General features: G+C 72.1%; 14 protein-coding genes and 1 pseudogene. 8 read left to right on the top strand and 7 right to left on the bottom strand.

Going from position 1 to position 17,690, the window contains the following annotated elements:
- The first annotated feature begins 91 nt into the window (after positions 1-91).
- Positions 92-1,558: a HAMP domain-containing sensor histidine kinase gene (locus tag ACN28I_RS32740; RefSeq protein WP_420945832.1), complete on the top strand. Its 1,467-nt coding sequence runs from the start codon at positions 92-94 to the stop codon at positions 1,556-1,558.
- 28 nt (positions 1,559-1,586) lie between these two features.
- Here the strand turns inward: ACN28I_RS32740 and ACN28I_RS32745 are convergent, their stop codons facing one another.
- From ACN28I_RS32745 to ACN28I_RS32755, 3 genes are read right to left on the bottom strand one after another with little or no spacing between them, the layout of a single operon-like run.
- A complete protein-coding gene (locus tag ACN28I_RS32745) occupies positions 1,587-4,037 on the bottom strand; it encodes a cation-translocating P-type ATPase (RefSeq protein WP_420945833.1) in 2,451 nt (816 codons plus the stop codon).
- The gene (locus ACN28I_RS32750) at positions 4,034-4,543 is read right to left on the bottom strand and encodes a universal stress protein (protein ID WP_420945834.1); all 510 of its coding nucleotides are present in this window, start codon (positions 4,541-4,543) and stop codon (positions 4,034-4,036) included. The genes ACN28I_RS32745 and ACN28I_RS32750 overlap by 4 nt, the downstream gene beginning before the upstream one ends.
- 20 nt (positions 4,544-4,563) lie before the next feature.
- On the bottom strand, positions 4,564-4,989 hold the full coding sequence (locus ACN28I_RS32755; protein WP_420945835.1) for a universal stress protein: 426 nt from the start codon (positions 4,987-4,989) through the stop codon (positions 4,564-4,566).
- A gap of 245 nt (positions 4,990-5,234) precedes the next feature.
- Between ACN28I_RS32755 and ACN28I_RS32760 the strand changes: the two genes are divergently transcribed.
- The 4 genes and pseudogenes from ACN28I_RS32760 to ACN28I_RS32775 all read left to right on the top strand — a co-directional run bounded on the left by ACN28I_RS32760 (position 5,235) and on the right by ACN28I_RS32775 (position 9,033).
- Positions 5,235-5,987, top strand: coding sequence for a hypothetical protein (locus ACN28I_RS32760; protein ID WP_420945836.1), 753 nt, complete (start codon positions 5,235-5,237; stop codon positions 5,985-5,987).
- A 192-nt stretch (positions 5,988-6,179) separates the two neighbouring features.
- Positions 6,180-6,746, top strand: coding sequence for a Uma2 family endonuclease (locus ACN28I_RS32765; protein WP_420945837.1), 567 nt, complete (start codon positions 6,180-6,182; stop codon positions 6,744-6,746).
- Between the two features lie 126 nt (positions 6,747-6,872).
- Positions 6,873-8,505 (top strand): annotated as a pseudogene (locus ACN28I_RS32770) (sigma 54-interacting transcriptional regulator).
- Positions 8,506-8,679: 174 nt separating this feature from the next.
- Complete coding sequence (locus ACN28I_RS32775; protein WP_420945838.1) at positions 8,680-9,033, top strand: hypothetical protein; 354 nt, start codon at positions 8,680-8,682, stop codon at positions 9,031-9,033.
- On the opposite strand, the gene ACN28I_RS32780 is transcribed toward ACN28I_RS32775, so the two are convergent.
- Positions 9,030-12,227, bottom strand: coding sequence for a protein kinase domain-containing protein (locus tag ACN28I_RS32780; protein WP_420945839.1), 3,198 nt, complete (start codon positions 12,225-12,227; stop codon positions 9,030-9,032). The two genes, ACN28I_RS32775 and ACN28I_RS32780, sit on opposite strands and share 4 nt — an antisense overlap.
- Positions 12,228-12,864: 637 nt before the next feature.
- A complete protein-coding gene (locus tag ACN28I_RS32785; protein ID WP_420945840.1) occupies positions 12,865-13,224 on the bottom strand; it encodes a GFA family protein in 360 nt (119 codons plus the stop codon).
- A gap of 215 nt (positions 13,225-13,439) precedes the next feature.
- Between ACN28I_RS32785 and ACN28I_RS32790 the strand changes: the two genes are divergently transcribed.
- From ACN28I_RS32790 to ACN28I_RS32800, 3 genes are all read left to right on the top strand, one after another.
- Positions 13,440-14,207, top strand: coding sequence for a hypothetical protein (locus ACN28I_RS32790; RefSeq protein ID WP_420945841.1), 768 nt, complete (start codon positions 13,440-13,442; stop codon positions 14,205-14,207).
- Between the two features lie 219 nt (positions 14,208-14,426).
- Complete coding sequence (locus tag ACN28I_RS32795) at positions 14,427-15,542, top strand: isoaspartyl peptidase/L-asparaginase family protein (RefSeq protein WP_420945842.1); 1,116 nt, start codon at positions 14,427-14,429, stop codon at positions 15,540-15,542.
- A 3-nt stretch (positions 15,543-15,545) separates the two neighbouring features.
- Positions 15,546-16,313 carry an SDR family oxidoreductase gene (locus tag ACN28I_RS32800; RefSeq protein ID WP_420945843.1) on the top strand — a complete coding sequence of 256 codons (768 nt, stop codon included), beginning with the start codon at positions 15,546-15,548 and terminating at the stop codon, positions 16,311-16,313.
- Positions 16,314-16,418: 105 nt separating this feature from the next.
- Here ACN28I_RS32800 and ACN28I_RS32805 read toward each other — a convergent pair whose 3' ends face one another.
- Positions 16,419-17,078, bottom strand: coding sequence for a phosphoribosyltransferase (locus ACN28I_RS32805; protein WP_420945844.1), 660 nt, complete (start codon positions 17,076-17,078; stop codon positions 16,419-16,421).
- 115 nt (positions 17,079-17,193) lie between these two features.
- Positions 17,194-17,643, bottom strand: a complete 450-nt coding sequence (locus ACN28I_RS32810; RefSeq protein WP_420945845.1) for a thioredoxin family protein — start codon at positions 17,641-17,643, stop codon at positions 17,194-17,196.
- Positions 17,644-17,690 lie beyond the last annotated feature (47 nt).

The raw sequence follows: 17,690 nt of genomic DNA on the forward strand, positions 1-17,690 counted from the left end.
GCGTCCTCCGTCTCTTCCGGAGGAATCGCGTGGACCCTCGTTGCACCTGCCACGTCCTGTCTCGCGGCCGCTCCCTGCGCCCGGAGGCGCCATGAGCCTCCGGCGGGTCATGACCGCGTTCGTCGCCATGCTCGCGGGGCTCGCCCTGGCTGGCGCCGCCTCGCTCATCCTCCTGACGACCTACCTCCATCGCACCACCGAGAGCATGGGCGGCGCCGTGGAGGGGGTCCGCCTGGCCGAGGCCCTCCAGGTGGATCTGCTCACCCTCTACCGGCTCTCGGATTCGCTCCTGCTCATCCCCGCCGGCTCTCCCCGGGCCTTCGAGACCGTCGAGGCCGGCCTCCGGCTCCACCTCACCGAGGCCCGGCGCAACGCCGGGTCGCCCCAGGAGCAGGAGCTCCTCGACGAGGCCGAGCGCACCATCTCCGGCTACCTCCTCGCCCGGGAGCGCGTCGCCCACCTGCCCCCCGAGCAGGCGGCCCGGGAACTCGGCCCCCGGCTGGAGGCCGCGCTCACCGCGTTGGATCAACTCGTCAGCTTCAATGTCAACGAGGCCCGGACCATCCAGGCCCAGGCGGACGGGTGGGATCAGATCTCCAACGTCGTCGGCATCTGCGCGGCCGCCTTGCTGGTGCTGGGCGGGGGCGCGCTCCTGTGGTGGCTGCGCCGCTCCGTCTTCCGGCCCCTGCTCGACATGAGCCGCGCCATGCGCCGCTTCGGTGCCGGCCGCAAGCGCACCCGCGCCCCCGAGGTGGGCCCCGCCGAGCTGCGCGACATGGCCCGCACCTTCAACGAGATGGCCAACTCCCTGGCGCGCCAGCAGGACGAGCAGCTCACCTTCCTCGCCGGGGTGGCGCATGATCTGCGCAATCCCCTCTCCGCGCTGAAGATGTCCGCCGCCCTCGTCACCTCCGGCCGGCCCATCCCCGAGGAGCGCATGCAGAAGACGATGGCCCTCGTGCGCCGTCAGGTGGCCCGGTTGGACCGGATGGTGGGAGACCTGCTCGACGCCACCCGCATCGAGGCCGGCCGTTTCGAGCTGAGCCTCGAGGAGCGCGATGTCCGCGAGCTGGCCGCCTCCGTGGTGGAGCTGTACCTGGCCGGGGGCTCCTCGCATGACTTGAGGCTCCACCTCCCCGAGGAGCCCGTGCTCCTGAGCTGCGACGCCATGCGCGTGGAGCAGGTGCTGCACAACCTGGTGAGCAACGCGCTGAAGTACTCGCAGGGCGGCAGCCGCGTGGACGTCCTCGTGGAGCGCGAGGGCGAGGAAGCGGTGCTGAGCGTGGTGGACCGGGGCATCGGCATCTCCAACGAGGAGCTGCGCACCCTCTTCGCGCCCTTCCGGCGCACGGGGCGGGCCCGCGACAAGGCCCCGGGCGTGGGGCTCGGCCTGTCGGTGGCCCGGCGCATCGTCGAGGCCCACGGCGGCCGCGTCGAGGTGGAGAGCCGTCCCGGCGTGGGCTCCACCTTCCGCGTCCGGCTGCCCCGCGCCCGCGCCGCCGTCCAGCCGGTCCTGCCCGGGGACGTCACCCCGAGCCCGGCAGACATCGTGCACTGACTCCGGCCGCCGCTGGAAGGCCGCGGGCTCAGCGCACCAGCTTCGCCACCTCCAGCACCGTCACCGGAATGAAGCCCAGCGCGAACGCCAGCCCCAGCTCCCACGGGCGCAGCGCTCCCAGTCCGAACAGCTCCCGCGCCGCCGGCACCTCGTAGAGCACCCACTGCAGCCCCACCGAGAAGAGCACGATGCCCAGCAGCAGCCGGTTGGTGAACGGCCCCACCTCCCAGAAGAGGCGCGTGGTGCTGCGCGCGGCGAAGGCCCTCAGCAGCTCGGCGAACACCAGCGTGGAGAAGGCCAGCGCCCTCGCCCGCTCCTCGTCGTGGGCCGGGTCCGCCCAGATGAACACCCCCAGCACCATCAGCGCCTCCAGCGCCCCCACCAGCAGGATGTAGCGCCACTGTGCCGCGCCCAGCAGCGGCTCGTCCGGACGCCGGGGCGGGCGCGCCAGCAGCTCCGAGCGAGCCGGATCCATCACCAGCGCGAGCGCGGGCAGGCTGTCCGTCACGAGGTTGATCCACAAGAGCTGCAGCGGCACCAGCGGCAGCGGCAGGCCCACCAGCGAGGCCGCCAGCATCAGCGTCAGCTCGCCCACGTTGCCCACCAGCAGGTACACCAGTGTCTTGCGGATGTTCTCGTAGATGGCACGGCCCTCGCGGATGGCCGTGATGATGGTGGCGAAGTTGTCGTCGGTGAGCACCAGGTCCGCCGCCTCGCGCGTCACCTCCGTGCCCGTGCGCCCCATGGCGATGCCGATGTGCGCCTCGCGCAGCGCCGGCGCGTCGTTCACCCCGTCCCCCGTCATCGCCACCACCTCGCCCCGCTCCTTCCAGCGCCGGACGATGCGCAGCTTGTCCTCCGCCGTCGCCCGCGCGTGGATGCGCTCCGCCGGGTCCTCCCCCGGCAGCAGGATTCCCAGCTCGCGGCCGATGGCCTGGGCCGTCTCCTGGCTGTCGCCGGTGATCATCACCGTGCGCACCCCCGCGGCGCGCGCCGCCGCCACCGCCGCCACCGCCTCGGGCCTCGGCGGGTCCGCCATGCCCACCAGCCCCAGCAGCTCCAGGTTCTCCTCCTCGGGCCCCTCGCCCCGGGCGATCGCCAGCACCCGCAGGCCCCGGCTCGCCAGCTCATGGGCCGCCCGGGCGGCACTCAGCGTGGCCGTGCGGCACCGGGGCATCAGCACCTCCAGCGCGCCCTTCACGTAGAGCACCCCGTCCGCCCGGAGGATGGACATGCGCTTCGTCTCCGAGTCGAAGGGCCGCACCGCCACGCGCGGCTTGTCCTGCTCGAGGTCCTCGCGGCGGATGCCCCGCGTCAGCGCCGCGCGCAACAGCGCCAGCTCCGTCGGGTCTCCCGTGCCCTCCTTCCCGTCCGGCCCCAGCGAGGCGTCACAGCACGCCGCCGAGGCGAGGAGGATGGCGTGGGAGTCGTCGCCCCACACCTCGCGCACCTCCATGGTGCCCGTGGTGAGCGTGCCCGTCTTGTCCGTGCACACCACCGTCGCCGAGCCCAGCGTCTCCACCGCCTGCAGCCGACGCACCAGCGCGTGTCTCGCCGCCATGCGCCGCACCCCCAGCGCCAGGGCGATCGTCACCACCGCGGGCAGGCCCTCGGGCACCGCCGCCACCGCCAGCGAGATGGAGGAGAGCAGCACCGTCATCCACCCGGTACCCCGCCACAGGCCCAGCGCCGCCACCAGCACCACGATGCCCAGGCACGCCAGCAGCAACGTCCGCGTCACCCGCGCCAGCCGCTGCTCCAGCGGTGTCTGCGTGTCTCCCGTCGAGGCCAGCAGGTGGGCGATCTTCCCCAGCTCCGTGCCCATGCCGGTGGCCTTCACCTCGGCCAGCCCCGTGCCCCGCGTCACCGCCGTGCCCAGGAACACCGTGTCCGTGCGCTGTGCCAGCGGTGCGTCCGCGGCCACCGCCCGCGCCGCCTTGTCCACCGGCGCGCTCTCGCCCGTCAGCGCCGCCTCGTTGGTGGCCAGGGCGTGCGCCTCCAGCAGGTGCGCGTCCGCGGCCACCACGTCTCCGGCCTCGAGCAGCAGCACGTCCCCGGGCACCACCTCCGCCGAGGGGAGCTGCACCGCGTAGCCATCCCGCATCACCCGCGCCCGCGGCGCCGTCATCGAGCGCAGGGCCAGCAGCGCCTGCTCGGCCTTGAACTCCTGCAGGAAGCCGATGAGCGCGTTGAGCACCACGATGGCGCCAATGGCGATGGCGTCCGCGTGCTCCCCCAGCAGCGCCGACACCCCACACGCCCCCAGCAGCAGGGCGATCATCGGCGAGCGGAACTGCTCCCCCAGCACGCCCCACGGCGCGCGCGTCCGCTCACGCTGGATTTCATTCCGCCCATGCTCGGCCAGGCGCCGCGCGGCCTCGGCCCCGCTCAGTCCCAGGACGGTGTTCGCGGGGCGGGGCGGGGGAGGGGAAACGGGGACGTTTGTCTCCCGGGCGGCGGGCCGGGGTGGGCCGTTCATCCCGGGGCTCCGCCTTGTTTGGTGAAGGCGAGGGCGTCGACGAGGTCCCGCTCCGCGTCCTCCTGGCGGGTGCGCACCTTGCGGCCCGACTCGGGCACCACCATCACCGGCTTGGGACAGGCGCGCAGCAGCGTGTCCGCCACGCTCCCCAGCAGCGTGCGCGCGAGCGCCCCACGCGTCCGCGTGCCCACGATGACCAGGTTCACGTCCTCCGCCTCGGCCGCCTTCGAGATGGCCGCCGCCGGCTCTCCGTGCAGCACCGCGATGCTGGTGGGCGGACCGCTGCGGCCGGTGTGCTGGCGCAACTCCTCCAGCAGCCCGCGTGCGTAGTCCTCGCAGGCACGCTCGAAGGCGGCGAAGTCCGCCGTCTCGCCCTCGGCGACCGAGGCTGGCAGCACGTGCACCAGCGTCACGTGGGCCCCCACGCGTCCGCCCAGTTCCAGGGCCACGCGCGTCGCCTCGCGCGCCACCTCGGTGCTGTCCACCGCCACCAGTATCCGACGCATCGCACTTCCTCCCGGCTCGCTCATCGCACCACCACCACCGGCTTCGTGGCCGTGTGCACCACCTCGGCCGCCACGCTGCCCAGCAGCAGCCGCGCCACCGTTCCCTGTCCCCGGCTCCCCATCACCACCATCTGGATGTCCGCCGCCTCCGCCCGCTCGCGGATGACGAGCGCCGCGCTCCCCACCCCCACCTCCGTCTCCACCGCCACGCCGTGCGAGCGGGCCTTGTCCGCCATGGCGGCGAGCAGATGGCTGCTCTCTCTCTGGAGGGAGCTCTGCAGCTCGGAGAGCACGTCGGGGCCATCTCCCCCCACCGGGAGCACCACCCGCGGCATCGCGTGCAGCAGCACGACACCGGCTTCCAGCTTCGCGGCCAGGGACGCGCCGAACTCCAGGGCGCGCAGGGACGCAGGTGAGCCATCGACGGGGATGAGGATGCGAGCCATGCCTCCTCTCCATTCCATGTACCGTGCCAGCCCTCTTCAGAGGGGCGGCCCCGGTGCGAGTCCGGGCGGGGCGCAAGGGCTGCGTGGGCCCGGCGCAAGCGTTGCGCGGCGCCCGCGGCTTCCCGGCGCGGAGGCCCCTCTCGAATTCTGGGAATTGCGGGGTGTCCGGGGACCCGTTTCCGCCGGGGTCCCTCCTCTGAGAGAGTGCCCGGCCCCATCCCCCCCTCACAGGAGCAGAGAGAGAAATGAAGCACCAAGGTATGCCGCGTCTGCGTTGGCTTTCGTCCGCCGTTGCCGTGATGTCGCTGGTGGCCTGTGGTCCCGAGGAGGAGCAGCCGCCGCCGCCGCCGCAGGCCGCGGCGTGTACGCAGGAGACCTACGCCGAGGCCGTCCGCGACGCCATCGAGGCCACCCAGGAGGAGGTGGTCGACGGGCTCTGGGCGATCACCCCGTCCAACACGCGCCTGTCGTGGAACGAGGATCAGAGCGCGGTGCGGATGGTGGCGTGGACCACGTTCACGGGCTACGCGCAGGGTGACAACACGCTGAGCCGGGAGATCTGGGTCACCGCGGTGCCGCAGGTGCAGGAGCTGTGCAAGACGGTGACGGATGACGCGGCCCGTATCGCGCGCGTCAACCAGTACCTCGGCCTGCCCCCGGCCACCGAGTCGGACAACGGGCGGAAGTTCGTCGAGATGTGGGTGAAGCCGGGCGACATGTTCCGCCCCTGCCCGGACCCGGAGATCGACGACACCACGTGCGGCCTGCGCTTCCCCACCGGCGTGTCCAGCGAGCACAGGACGTGGATCAACAACAACTATGCCTCCAGCTACGGCTTCTGGCAGACCACGCAGTACCCGTGGACGGGCCTGGGCTACACCTATGACTGGTGCAGCCAGGACTCGAAGCCCGTGGGCGCCAGCGAGTTCGTCGTGCGGCCCGGCTCCGTCGTCAGCGTGGTGGGCATCATCGACCGCGACACCTACTGCGCGCAGTAGCTCGGGCTCCACGGACATGCCGGCGCGGTGGGCTGGCATGTCCGTGCGGGGTGACCGCACGGGTCACCCTTGTGTTGATTACTGTAGAAGTAGGGCAGGGGCCATGCTACCTGTTGAGCAATGGAGCCCTTCATTGCCCATGAGGATGCTTCCCCAGGCTGGTGGGGGCGTGGTCTTCTCCTGCCGGAACCCATGACGGTCACGGTCAAGAAACACGCGACGTACCAGGACCTCTGTGCCCTGCCGGAGACGGTGGTGGGAGAGCTCGTCGCTGGTGAGCTCCTCGCCTCGCCCCGGCCCGCCAATCGGCATGCCGCGGCCACCACGGCACTCGTTGGGGAGCTCACGGGACCTTTCCAGTGGGGCCGAGGCGGGCCCGGCGGGTGGTGGATCTTCCACGAGCCGGAGTTGCACCTGGGCCGCGACGTCCTCGTTCCTGATCTCGCGGGGTGGCGGCGTACGCGGATGCCGGTGTACCCGGACGAGTCCTTCTTCACCCTTCCTCCGGACTGGGTCTGCGAGGCGCTCTCGCCTTCCACCGCCAGCTTCGACCGGATGAAGAAGATGCCCATCTACATGCGCGAGCAGGTGGGGCACGTCTGGCTCATCGAGCCGGTGACCCGGACGCTCGAGGTCTTCCGGCGCGAAGGGGACCGGTGGGTGCTCGCGGGCAACTACGCCGGGGACGAGCGCATCCGCGCGGAGCCTTTCGAGGCGGTGGAGTTGGCTCTCGAGATGCTCTGGCACCCGTCCAAGTGAGCGTCCGCTCCAGCTCCTGTGTTCTGAGAAGCTGGGAGCCGCCTACCCGGTCTGTTGCCAGGCCTGCACATCCCGGGGCGGGGCCGGTGTAGACTTCCGCTGACGGTGACGCCCCGCCCAGGCCCCATGCAGAAGAAGATCTCCGACGACCTCTCGACGACGGCCGTGCACTCGCGTGGCAGGGAAGCCAACACCCCGCGCATCGTGCCGGCGCTGACCATCATTTCCCACCCGCAGCCCCAGCGTATCGGAGAGCGGCGGCTGCTGAGCGAGATGAGCGCCGCGCCGGGCAGGACGGCCTCCCTGTCGCGCAATGCCCCGGACTTCGCCCGTCCCGGCAGCCTGCTGGCCCTGCCCCTGGGAGATCCCTTCATCAGCCGCAAGCCCGTGCAGTTCGAGCCCGGGGCGCGCGGCGGCGTGCGGATGCTCGTGCCGGAGGATGGGACGGGGGTGCGGGTGGCCGGGCAGTCCGTCGTGGGCTGGCGGGAGTTCTCTCCCCAGGAGCTGGCCGCGGGCGTGCCGCTGGAGCTCGCCGAGCGCGTGGTGGTGCTGCTGCACCAGGCGTCCTCGCCGGAGGCTGTCACGGGGGACCTGGGCATGGTGGGCCAGGGCGAGGGCGTGCGCCGGGTGCGCGAGGATGTCTCCCGCGTGGCGGACCTGGACGTGCCGGTGCTCATCCGCGGGGAGACGGGCTCCGGCAAGGAGCTGGTGGCCCGCGCCATCCACCAGCACAGCAAGCGCCGCAACGCGCCCTTCATCAGCGTCAACCTGGGCGCCCTCTCCAAGGAGCTGGTGTCCGCCGAGCTCTTCGGCGCGCGCAAGGGCGCGTACACGGGCGCCACCGGAGACCGCGAGGGCTTCTTCCGCGCCGCGCATGGCGGCACGCTCTTCCTCGACGAGGTGGGCGAGGCGCCGCCCGAGGTGCAGGTGGCGCTGCTGCGCGTGCTGGAGACGGGCGAGGTGTTCCCCGTGGGCGGGAGTACCCCGGTGCGCGTGGACGTGCGGCTCATCACCGCCACGGACGCCAACCTGGAGGAGCGCATCCGCCAGGGGCTCTTCAAGGCGCCGCTGCTGCACCGGCTGGCCGGCTTCGAGATTCAGGTGCCGCCCCTGCGCGAGCGCCGCGAGGACATCGGCACCCTCTTCATGTACTTCGCCCGCCAGGAGCTGGAGACCACGGGCGAGGCCCAGCGGCTGTCGTCCTCGGACCCGCGCGCCGAGCCGTGGCTGCCCGCGTCCCTGGCCGTGCGCCTGGTGCGCTACGCGTGGCCCGGCAACATCCGCCAGCTCCGCAACGTCGCCCGGCAGCTCGTCATCGGCAGCCGGGGCCAGCCCCGCCTGCGCGTCGATGCGCGGCTCGAGCAGGAGCCTCGACTCCGCCGCCGCCCCCGTCCCCGGACAGTCCGTGTCCACGGGGGCCCCGGCCGCCGCCGCCGCCGAGGAGCCGGACTCCGCCGACGACAAGGCCGCCCGGCGCAAGCCCTCGGACGTGGGCGAGCAGGAGCTGCTGGAGGCCCTGCGCGCCAGCTCGTGGGACCTCAAGGCCGCCGCGGACCGGCTGGGCATTCCCCGCTCCTCCGTCTACGTGCTCATCGACAAGAGCTCCCTCATCCGCACCGCCCGGGACCTCAGCCCGGAGGAGATCACCCGCTGCTTCCAGGAGTGCCAGGGCGACTTGGATGCGATGGTGCGGCGGCTCGAGGTCTCCAAGCGCGCCCTCCAGCGCCGCGTGCGCGAGCTGGGCCTCGGCGCGGACTGACACGTCAGCCCCGGACGTGACGTGTCCGTGACGCGTCCGCCGGGGCTCCCGTGTGGCCGGGTGGAACGTGCTCCCGAGGGAGCGGGCATGTCAGAGGCACTGGTACGGTGCCTGCAACCTCCCGCTGGCAACGTGCATCCCACGTCCCCGCGCGGGACACCAGGAGCCCAGACCATGTCCCAAGTCCTCGTCGAAATCCTCGCGGATGGCACCATCCGCTACTCGCCCAGCAACAAGATTCACGCGAACTACACGGTGACCTTCCAGGTGGATGGCATCCCCGCCAACGTCACGGTGGACTTCGACATCCCCTGCTGCTTCACCTCGTCGGCTCCCCTCACGCTCAATTCGAGCACCCAGGCGACGGCCCCGGAGACGGTCTCCAGCAGCGTCACCCCCGGGAGCAAGTACGGTTTCACCGCGACCATCCCGGACAAGGAGCGCAAGAAGTTCCCCAACTGGGAGGCGAAGCGCGGCGAGCTGGAAGTGCCGGTGGATCCCCCGGAGGAGGACAGGCAGCGGCGTTAGGGCGGGCTCGCCGCGGTCCCGGCCATCGCCCGGAGCACGCTGGCGTGCAGCACGCGGGCTCGGGCCCACTGGGGCCGGGCGGCGAGGGTCTGCCCGGCCAGCTCCAGCGCCCGCTTCAGCTCCGGGGTACCGTCGCCGCCCTGGAGCGTCTTCCACCCGGCCTGCTCGAGCAGGAAGTGGCCGGCGGCGAGCCGGTACTCCAACCGCCGGGGCTCCAGCTCCAGCGCCTGGTGCCAGGCCTTCGCCGCCCGCTCGAAGTCCTCGTCCCGGGCCTGCTCCCGGCGCGCCAGCCAGCGGGCCCGGAGGCCGAGCGCCTCCGCCTGGAAGCGCCACGCGTTGCCCAGCCGGGGGTTGAGCGCGCGCGCCTTCGTCAGCGCCTTCTCGACCTCTCCGAGCTCCGGCCGCGGATCTCCCCCCTGCTCCAGCATCCAGGTGGCCATCAGCACGTGCGCCCGGGCCTGGTTGGCCCAGAGGTCGGCATCGCCGGGCAGCAGCGCGAGCGCCTGGCGATAGGACTCCACGGCCGCGCGCAGGCCCGGGCCCGGATCCTCCCGGCGCGCGAGCTGGAAGAGGGCCCGCGTCACCCGCACCTCGCCGAGGTTGTTGTGGGAGAAGGCCTGCTGGGGCGCCACGTCCCGGGCCTGCTCGAAGGCCTTCCAGGCCCCGGCGAGCAGGGGCTCGGGATCGCCACCATCCTCCCAGACCTGCTCGGCCTGCCACAGGAGCGCCGCGCCCAGGCCGTTGTGGAGCTGTTGCAGCTTGGGGCTGACGGCCAGGCCCTGGCGGTAGAGCGTCACCGCCTTCTCCAGGTGGGGCACGTACTCCTCGCCCCGGTCCCGGTGATGGCGGGCGAGCAGCTCGGAGACATAGGCCCCCTGGAAGCAGGCCGCGGCATGGGAGGGGTTGAGGGCCAGGGCCCGGTCGAGCGCGTCGCGGGCCCGCTCCAGGTCTCCCGCCACATCCGGAGCGTTGGGGACCGAGGCCCGCTTGCGGTACACGCTGCCCAGGTTGATCCACGTCTCCAGTTGACGTTCGTCCAGGTGGCTGGCCGCGAGGTACGCGTCGATGGCCTTGCCCAGATGGCCGAGCGGCTCGCCCCCGTGCTCGCTCTCGTAATCGGCCCACACCCGCCAGGTCATCCCGAGGTTGATGAAGTAGGGGTAGTCGCGGGACTCGGGGCGGATGCGCTCGAAGGAGTCGAGGGCCAGGCGGAGCTGCTCGCGCGGCTCCATCCCCTGCTGTTGCCGGGAGCGGGCCGCCAGCCGGTAGGTGACGGCCAGCTCCAGGGTGACGCGGTCCGAGGGCGCGAGCGCCTGGGCGGCGCGGGAGGCGGCGAGGGACTTCTCCAGCAGCGGCTCCACGCCCTCGCCCCCCTTCTGGAGGCGATGCTCGGCGAGCCGGCGGTGCAGGCGCGCCACGGCCAGGTGGGAGAGGGCGTGGTCCGGCGCGGCGGTGAGCGCGCGGGAGAGGGCCTCCAGGCCGCGCTCGTAGTGGGGCAGGACGTTGCCCTGGCCATACAGCTCCATGATGAGCGCGGCGGTCTCCAGGCGTGCCAGGGAGTAGTGCCCGGCGGGAGCGCTCTCGGCGGTGGCGATGGCGGCGGCATGGGCCCGGCGGCCGGCCTCGAGGTCCGCCTGGGCCCCTTCCCGGTCCCCCAGGTTCCAGCGCTGCGTGGCCCGGGCCAGGAGGATGTCGCCCCGGAGCAGCGGCCCCTCGTGGAACCAGGGCTGCGTGCCGCCCATGGCGTCCAGGTGGGCCAGTGCCTCCTCGTGGTGCTCCTCGAAGAAGGCGAGGAGCGCCTTCACATATAAAGGAGGGGCGGGGACGTCGGGGCCCTCGGCCTGGCGGAGCCAGGCGAGGGCCGGGTCCCGGTAGCGCCGTTGAATGTCGCGGCGGCGGGCCTCGCGCTGCTCGGGGCCGCGGCGCTCCACGTCCAGCAGGAGCTGCTCCTGGTAGAGGTGGCCGAGCACCAGCGCGAGCGCCCAGGCCACGCGCGGCTCGCGGTAGCCGTGCGCCCAGGCGGACTCGAGCCGCTCGCGCGCGCCCTCCTTGTCCTCCAGGGCGAGCAGCGCGCGGCCCAGGGCGTACTGTCCCGGGCCCACGGCGTGCGCGCCCGCCTGACGCACCTCGGCCTCCAGCGCCTCCATCTCCGCGCGCAGGGCCTTCCGGTCCTCCCGCGTGTCATGCAGCCGGGAGAGGGCGGAGTAGCGCGCCGAGGCCTCCATGCGCTCCACGCGCTCGGTGAAGCGGCGGGAGAGGCGCTCGCGCTCGGCCACGTGGCGGCGGGCGAGCACGGCCTGCCCGAGGGCCAGCGTCACCAGCAACAGCGCGGCCGAGCCCAGCGACAGCGCCACCCGGTGCTTGCGGGCCTTCTTGCGCAGCCGGTAGCCCAGGCCCTGACGCGCCAGCACCGGCTCTCCGGCGAGGAAGCGCTCCAGGTCCTCGGCGAGGGCGCGCGCCGAGTCGTAGCGGGCCGGGCGCTCCTTCTCCAGACACTTGAGGACGATGGCCTCGAGGTCCGAGGGGATGTCCGGGTCCAGCGCGCGCGGGGGCCGGGGCTCCTCGGACTGGAGGCGGGTGATGACCTCGAGGGCGTTGGCGCCGGAGAAGGGGGGCTGGCCGGTGAGCAGCGCGTAGAGCGAGGCGCCCAGGGCGTAGACGTCCACGCGCCGGTCGAGCTGGGACACCTCTCCGCGGGCCTGCTCGGGGGCCATGTAGTGCGGCGTGCCGAGCACCTCGCCCGAGGCGGTGCCCTCTTCCTTCCAGTCGCGCGCCAGACCGAAGTCCATGACGAAGGGGGAGAGGCTCCCATCCTGCGTGCGCTCCACGACGATGTTGGCGGGCTTGATGTCGCGGTGGACGAGCCCGGCGCGGTGGGCGGCGTGCACGCCCTCGGCGGCCTGGCGCAGCAGCAGCACCTTCTGCTCCAGCGTGAGCGAGCCCGCGAGCTGGCCCAGCGGCTGCCCGTCCACGTAGCGCATGGCGATGAAGCCGCGGCCGTGCACCTCGCCGACCTCGTACACCTCGCACACGCGCTCGTGGCGGACGCGGGCCTGGGCACGGGCCTCGGCGAGGAAGCGGCGTGCGAGCTCGGGGTCCTCGCCACGCACGAACTTGAGCGCCACGTTGCGGCGCAGCAGGGGGTCATACGCGAGGAAGACGAGGCCCATGCCGCCCTGGCCGAGGAAGCGCACGGGCTGGTAGCGGTCCCACCCGGGGACGGGGAAGGCGGGCTCGCGGGGCTCGCTGGAGGCGGGGCCGCTGCCGGAGGGAGACGGCGTGCCGGAGGGGGAGGGGTTGCCGGTGCCGGGAGAGACGGGAGCCAGGGTGGCGGCTTCCTCGGGCTGGGAGCCGGCCGGGGCCGAGCCCGCGTGCCGGCCCGAGTCCTCGCGGGAGAAGCTCCTCGCGCAGCATGAGCAGGGTGTCCTCGGAGAGCCGGCCCTGCTCCCTCAGCAGCTCCAGGGGGCCGCGCTCCCGCCGGAGCGCCTCCTCGCGAATGGCTTCTGTCTCCTCGTGGGAGATCAGTCCTTCATCCAGCGCGAGGAGCAACTCCTCCTCGTACGACTCCTGCTTCACCCCTGTGGAACTCACGGGGAGCAGCATACCGGGAGGAGCCCTGGACACGGAATGCCACCCCAGGAGGCCGCCCGGTTGGATGCCAGGGCTGGAACGGGGCTAAGCCAGTGGAAGTAAGTCCTGTCAGGGGTGCTCCTGCGGAACCGCGCGGGGCGCCTTCCGGCCGCGCGGCGTGCCGACTGGTCCAACAATCGGACCAGTTACTCCCCATCGCGGCCGGAACCTTCCCCCCTGACAGGACTTACCCCTCCTGGCTTAGTAGCTCTTCCCGTCGACGTGCTGGATGTTCAGCGTGGCCGCATCCACGTCGTCGAGGCAGCGGGTGTTGATCGCCACCATCGGACCCTTCGGGCTGGTGCCCCGCGCGAAGGAGCGGATGCCACAGGTCTTGCAGAACAGGTGGTGGATGACCTGTTTGTTGAACTGGTAGTCGGTCAGGTTCTGCTCGCCCTTCTCGAGCGTGAAGCTGCTCTCGGGGACGAACGCGAGCAGCGAGCCGGTGCGCGCGCAGATGGAGCAGTTGCACTGGATGACGGGCTGGGTGAGATCGAGCTCGACGCGGTAGCGGACGGCACCGCAGTGGCAGCCGCCCGTATGAGATGTGGTGGTGGACATGGGCGCAGCCTAGGCAGTTGCCGGTACGCCAGCCAGTGGTACGTGATGGGGGCTCGGGGCCGGACGAAGGTGTCAGACGCCTCGGGATGTGCGTCGAGGGCATGACCTCGTGAGTTCTCTACCCGGTGGGGACTTCTGCCGTGGTATGAATCGAGCGCACCGGGCTTCCGCTGACGCCACTCGGGCGTGGTAGGGAAGTGCATGGAGGACAGCGCATGACGGCCACGAAGAAGAAGGGCAGGCGGTTGGGCCCGTTCCAACTCGGCAAACGGCACAAGCACGCGGCGGCGGAACTGGGCCACCTCCACGAGGCGCGCAACGTCCAGACAGGAGCCCCGGCCCTGGTGATGCTGCCTGGGCCACGGCCTACCTGGGGGCCCAAGAAGAACTGGCAGGTGCGCGCCTCCTTCCAGGTCACACCTCCCTTCATCGCGCTGGAAGTGGAGGAGGCACCGGCCTCGGGCAGGTTGGCGGAGCTGGCCGACCTGCTCACCCTGCTGCTCGCGGCGCTCGAGGCCTCGAGGGACAATGCCCGGATGCGTACCCACCTGACCGGCTCGCCCAGGGGCCCGTGGATGCGGCGCCCTCCGTTGAAGGCTCTGGCGGCCGCGGGGCTCGCCGTGCTCGTACTGGGTGGAGGCTTCTGGTTGGGCATGGGAACCCGTCCCATGGTGCCTCCCGCCCCACCTTCTCCGGCTCCCGGTCTCGGTGAGTTGGCGGACGCCGGAGTTTCGTCCTCGTTCCTGATCGACGGTGAGGTGCAGGACCCGGCGGCTATCGCCTACCCGCTTCCCGGCAAGCCCTTCTCGAACCAGGTCAGGCCGCCCTGCCGCACCAAGGCGGACCATGTCGCGATCAACGGCGGCTGCTGGATAGCGATCGAGCGCCGTCCGCCGTGCGATGAGGAGCACGCCGAGTACCAGGGCAAGTGCTACATCCCGATCATGAAGGCTCCACGACCGCCTCAATCCCTCTCCCCCTGAGGAGTGACGTGAGGCGACAGTGGTCTCAATGGCAGCATGCCGAAGACCAGTCAAAGCGGACTGTGACCCGCCCGGCGGGGCTACGTTGTTCAGAGCATTGTTCACGCTGGAACCGGCCTTACTTCCGTGAGCCTCGGATCGAGTTGGAGTAGACCCTCACCCCAGCCCTCTCCCAGAGGGAGAGGGGGCATCCACCGTCACTCCCCAGGGACTCCTCGCATGCCCGCTCCGCTCCGTCGTGCCCTCTCCGCCGCCACGCTGGCGGCCCTGCTGCTGCCGCTCGGGTGTTCCACCGCCCTCACCACCAAACGCGAGGAAGACAAGCGCATGAGCTCCTCCGACGACGTCTCCAGGCCCGCCCCCCGTTGGGGCATCGTCATCCACGGCGGCGCGGGCGTCATCAAGCGCGAGTCCCTCTCCCCCGAGCGCGAGGCCGCCGTCCGCGCCGTCCTCACCGAGTCCCTCCAGGCCGGCCATGCCATCCTCGCCCAGGGCGGCTCCAGCCTGGATGCCGTCACCGCCGCCGTGCGCGTCATGGAGGACTCGCCCCTCTTCAACGCGGGCAAGGGCGCCGTCTTCACCCATGACGGCAAGAACGAGCTCGACGCCGCCATCATGAACGGGCGCACCCGCGAGGCCGGCTCCGTGGCGGGCCTGCACCACGTGAAGAACCCCATCTCGCTCGCGCGGGCCGTGATGGAGAAGTCCCCGCACGTGATGATGATTGGCGCGGGCGCCGAGGAGTTCGCCAGGCAGCAGGGCGTGGAGCTCGTCCCCGAGAGCTACTTCCACACCGAGGAGCGCTGGCAGTCCCTGCAGCGCGCGCTCGAGGCCGAGAAGCAGCAGCAGCAGACGCCGCCCGAGCAGGGCCAGCCCCAGGGCCCCCAGACCTTCTGGGAGCACCCCGCGGGCAAGGAGCACAAGTTCGGCACCGTGGGCGCGGTGGCGCTCGACCAGGCGGGCAACCTCGCGGCGGGGACCTCCACGGGCGGTATGACGAACAAGCGCTTCGGGCGCGTGGGGGATGTGCCCGTCATCGGCGCCGGCACCTATGCCAACGAGCGCTGCGCCGTCTCCGCCACCGGCCATGGCGAGTACTTCATCCGCTACACCGTCGCTCGCGACATCTGCTCGCGCATGGAGTACCTGGACCTACCGCTGCTCGAGTCCGCCCACCAGGTCGTCATGGACATCCTCGTGAAGGCCGGGGGGGAGGGCGGGGTGATCGCCATGGACGCCCAGGGTAACGTGGCCATGCCCTTCAACTCGTCGGGCATGTACCGCGGCTACATGGGGCAGGACGGTGTCGCCGCGGTCGCCATCTTCAAGGAGTAGCGGATGAAGCAGCTCGAAGGAAAGGTCGCGCTGGTGACGGGCGCGAGTTCGGGAATCGGCCGGGCCACGGCCATCGCCATGGCCCGGGCCGGCGCGAAGCTCGTCGTCGCCAGCCGCGGTCAGGGGGGCAACACGGAGACGGTGGAGCTCATCCGCCAGGCCGGCGGCGAGGCCATCGCCCTGCGCACGGACGTGACGAAGGCCTCGGACGTCGAGGCGCTCGTGCGCGGCACCGTCGAGCACTACGGCCGGTTGGATGTCGCCTTCAACAACGCGGGCACCACCGAGGTGCCCAAGGCCCTCCACGAGTATGACGAGGAGGAGTGGGACTCCGTCCTGGACACCAACCTCCGCTCCGTCTGGTTGTGCATGAAGTACCAGGTGCGGCAGATGCTCGCGCAGGGCGGCGGCGCCATCGTCAACATGTCCTCCATGGCCGGGCTCATCGGCACCAAGGGACTCGGGGCCTATAGCGCCAGCAAGCACGGGGTGCTCGGCCTCACGAAGACCGCGGCGCTCGAGTACGCGCAGCAGGGCATCCGCGTGAACGCCGTGTGTCCGGCCGTCATCCGCAACACCCTGCTGGTGGAGAACCTCTTCCGAGACCATCCCGCGGTGGCCAAGGCACTCGAGGCCACCCACCCCATCGGCCGCGTGGGCCAGCCGCAAGAGGTCGCCGAGGCCGTGGTGTGGCTGTGCTCCGACGCCGCCTCCTTCGTCACCGGCCACGCGCTCAACGTGGACGGCGGCACCTTCGCCGGGCGCGGCTGACGGGGTCCGTGATGCGCGGAGGGTGACACGGGTTCAGCCTGGGGCCCGTGGCACCCTCACCCCGATCCTCTCCCGACGGGAGAGGGGAGGTTGGAGAGGGGAGGTTCACGGTGAGGCTCCGGTGGGGTGTGCGTGCGTGAGCAGGGCGAGCACCTCCTCGTCGTCCACCTGGTGGAAGTCCTCGTACCAGAGGCCCACCGCTCCCAGCCGCTCCGGCTCCTGGACCGTCACCACCTCGTCCACTTCCTCGCGGCGCAGGGCCTCCGCTGTCTCCGCCGCCGCCACGGGCACCGCCAGCACCAGGCGCCGGGGCCCCCGTGCGAGCACCGCTCGCGCCGCCGCCCGCGCCGTGCCTCCCGTCGCCAGTCCGTCGTCCACCAGGAGCACCGTGCGCCCCCGCACGTCCGGCAGGGGCCGCTCGCCCCGGTACAACCGCACCCGCCGCGCCAGCTCGCGCGACTCCTGCCGTGCCACCGCGAGCGCGTCCTCGTTCGTCAGGTCCGCGTAGGCCAGCACCTCGGCGTTCACGTACAGCGCGCCGCCCTCGGCGATGGCGCCCATTCCCAGCTCCGGCCGCCAGGGCACGCCCAGCTTGCGCGCCACCAGCACCTCCAGCGGGGCCCCGAGCGCCCGCGCGACCTCGTCCCCGACCGGCACCCCGCCTCGCGGCAGCGCCAGCACCACCGGGGACTCGCCGCGGGTGTCCCTCAACCGCTCTGCCAGCATCCGTCCGGCCTCTTCCCGGTCCCGGAATCGCATCCGCATCGTCCTTCCTCCTCGGGCCCCCTCCCGGTGGGCTCGTGGAAGGGTTTCCCTCCTGGCCATCTGGCCCCTCGCCCTCCGGGAGAGGGACAGGGTGAGGGTGCCCGTCACCGTGCCCTCACGCCGAGGCCCACGGTCCTCCACCCTGGGCCGAGCCGAGGGCCCAGCGCTCCAACTCGGGTTGAGGCATGAGGCCACTGCGGCGCGCCACCTCGCGGCCGCCCGAGAAGACGACGAAGGTGGGAATGCCGCGCACGCCGAGCTGGCCGGCCGCCTGGGGGTGGTCTTCCGTGTTCAGCTTGAGGACGAGCAGGCGGCCCGCCTGGGCGCGGCCCACGGCCTCGAGGATGGGGGCGGCGGCGCGGCACGGCCCGCACCAGGGGGCCCACAAATCCAGCAGCACGGGCACGGGCGAGGCACGTACCGCCCGCCACAGCGCCTCCCCGTCCACTTCCTGGGGCTTGCCCGACAGGTCGAGCGCCTGCTGGCAACGGCCGCAGGTGGGCTGGCCGGGGGGACGGGGCTCGCGGACACGGTTGAAGGCGCCACAGGACGCGCAGCGGAACATGGGGGACCTCCAGGGCCCCACCTCCAGGGCCTCTAGGGTGAAGGTAG

Origin of the sequence: Archangium gephyra (genome assembly GCF_049060025.1) — a bacterium.
Classification (GTDB): Bacteria; Myxococcota; Myxococcia; order Myxococcales; family Myxococcaceae; genus Archangium; species Archangium gephyra_A.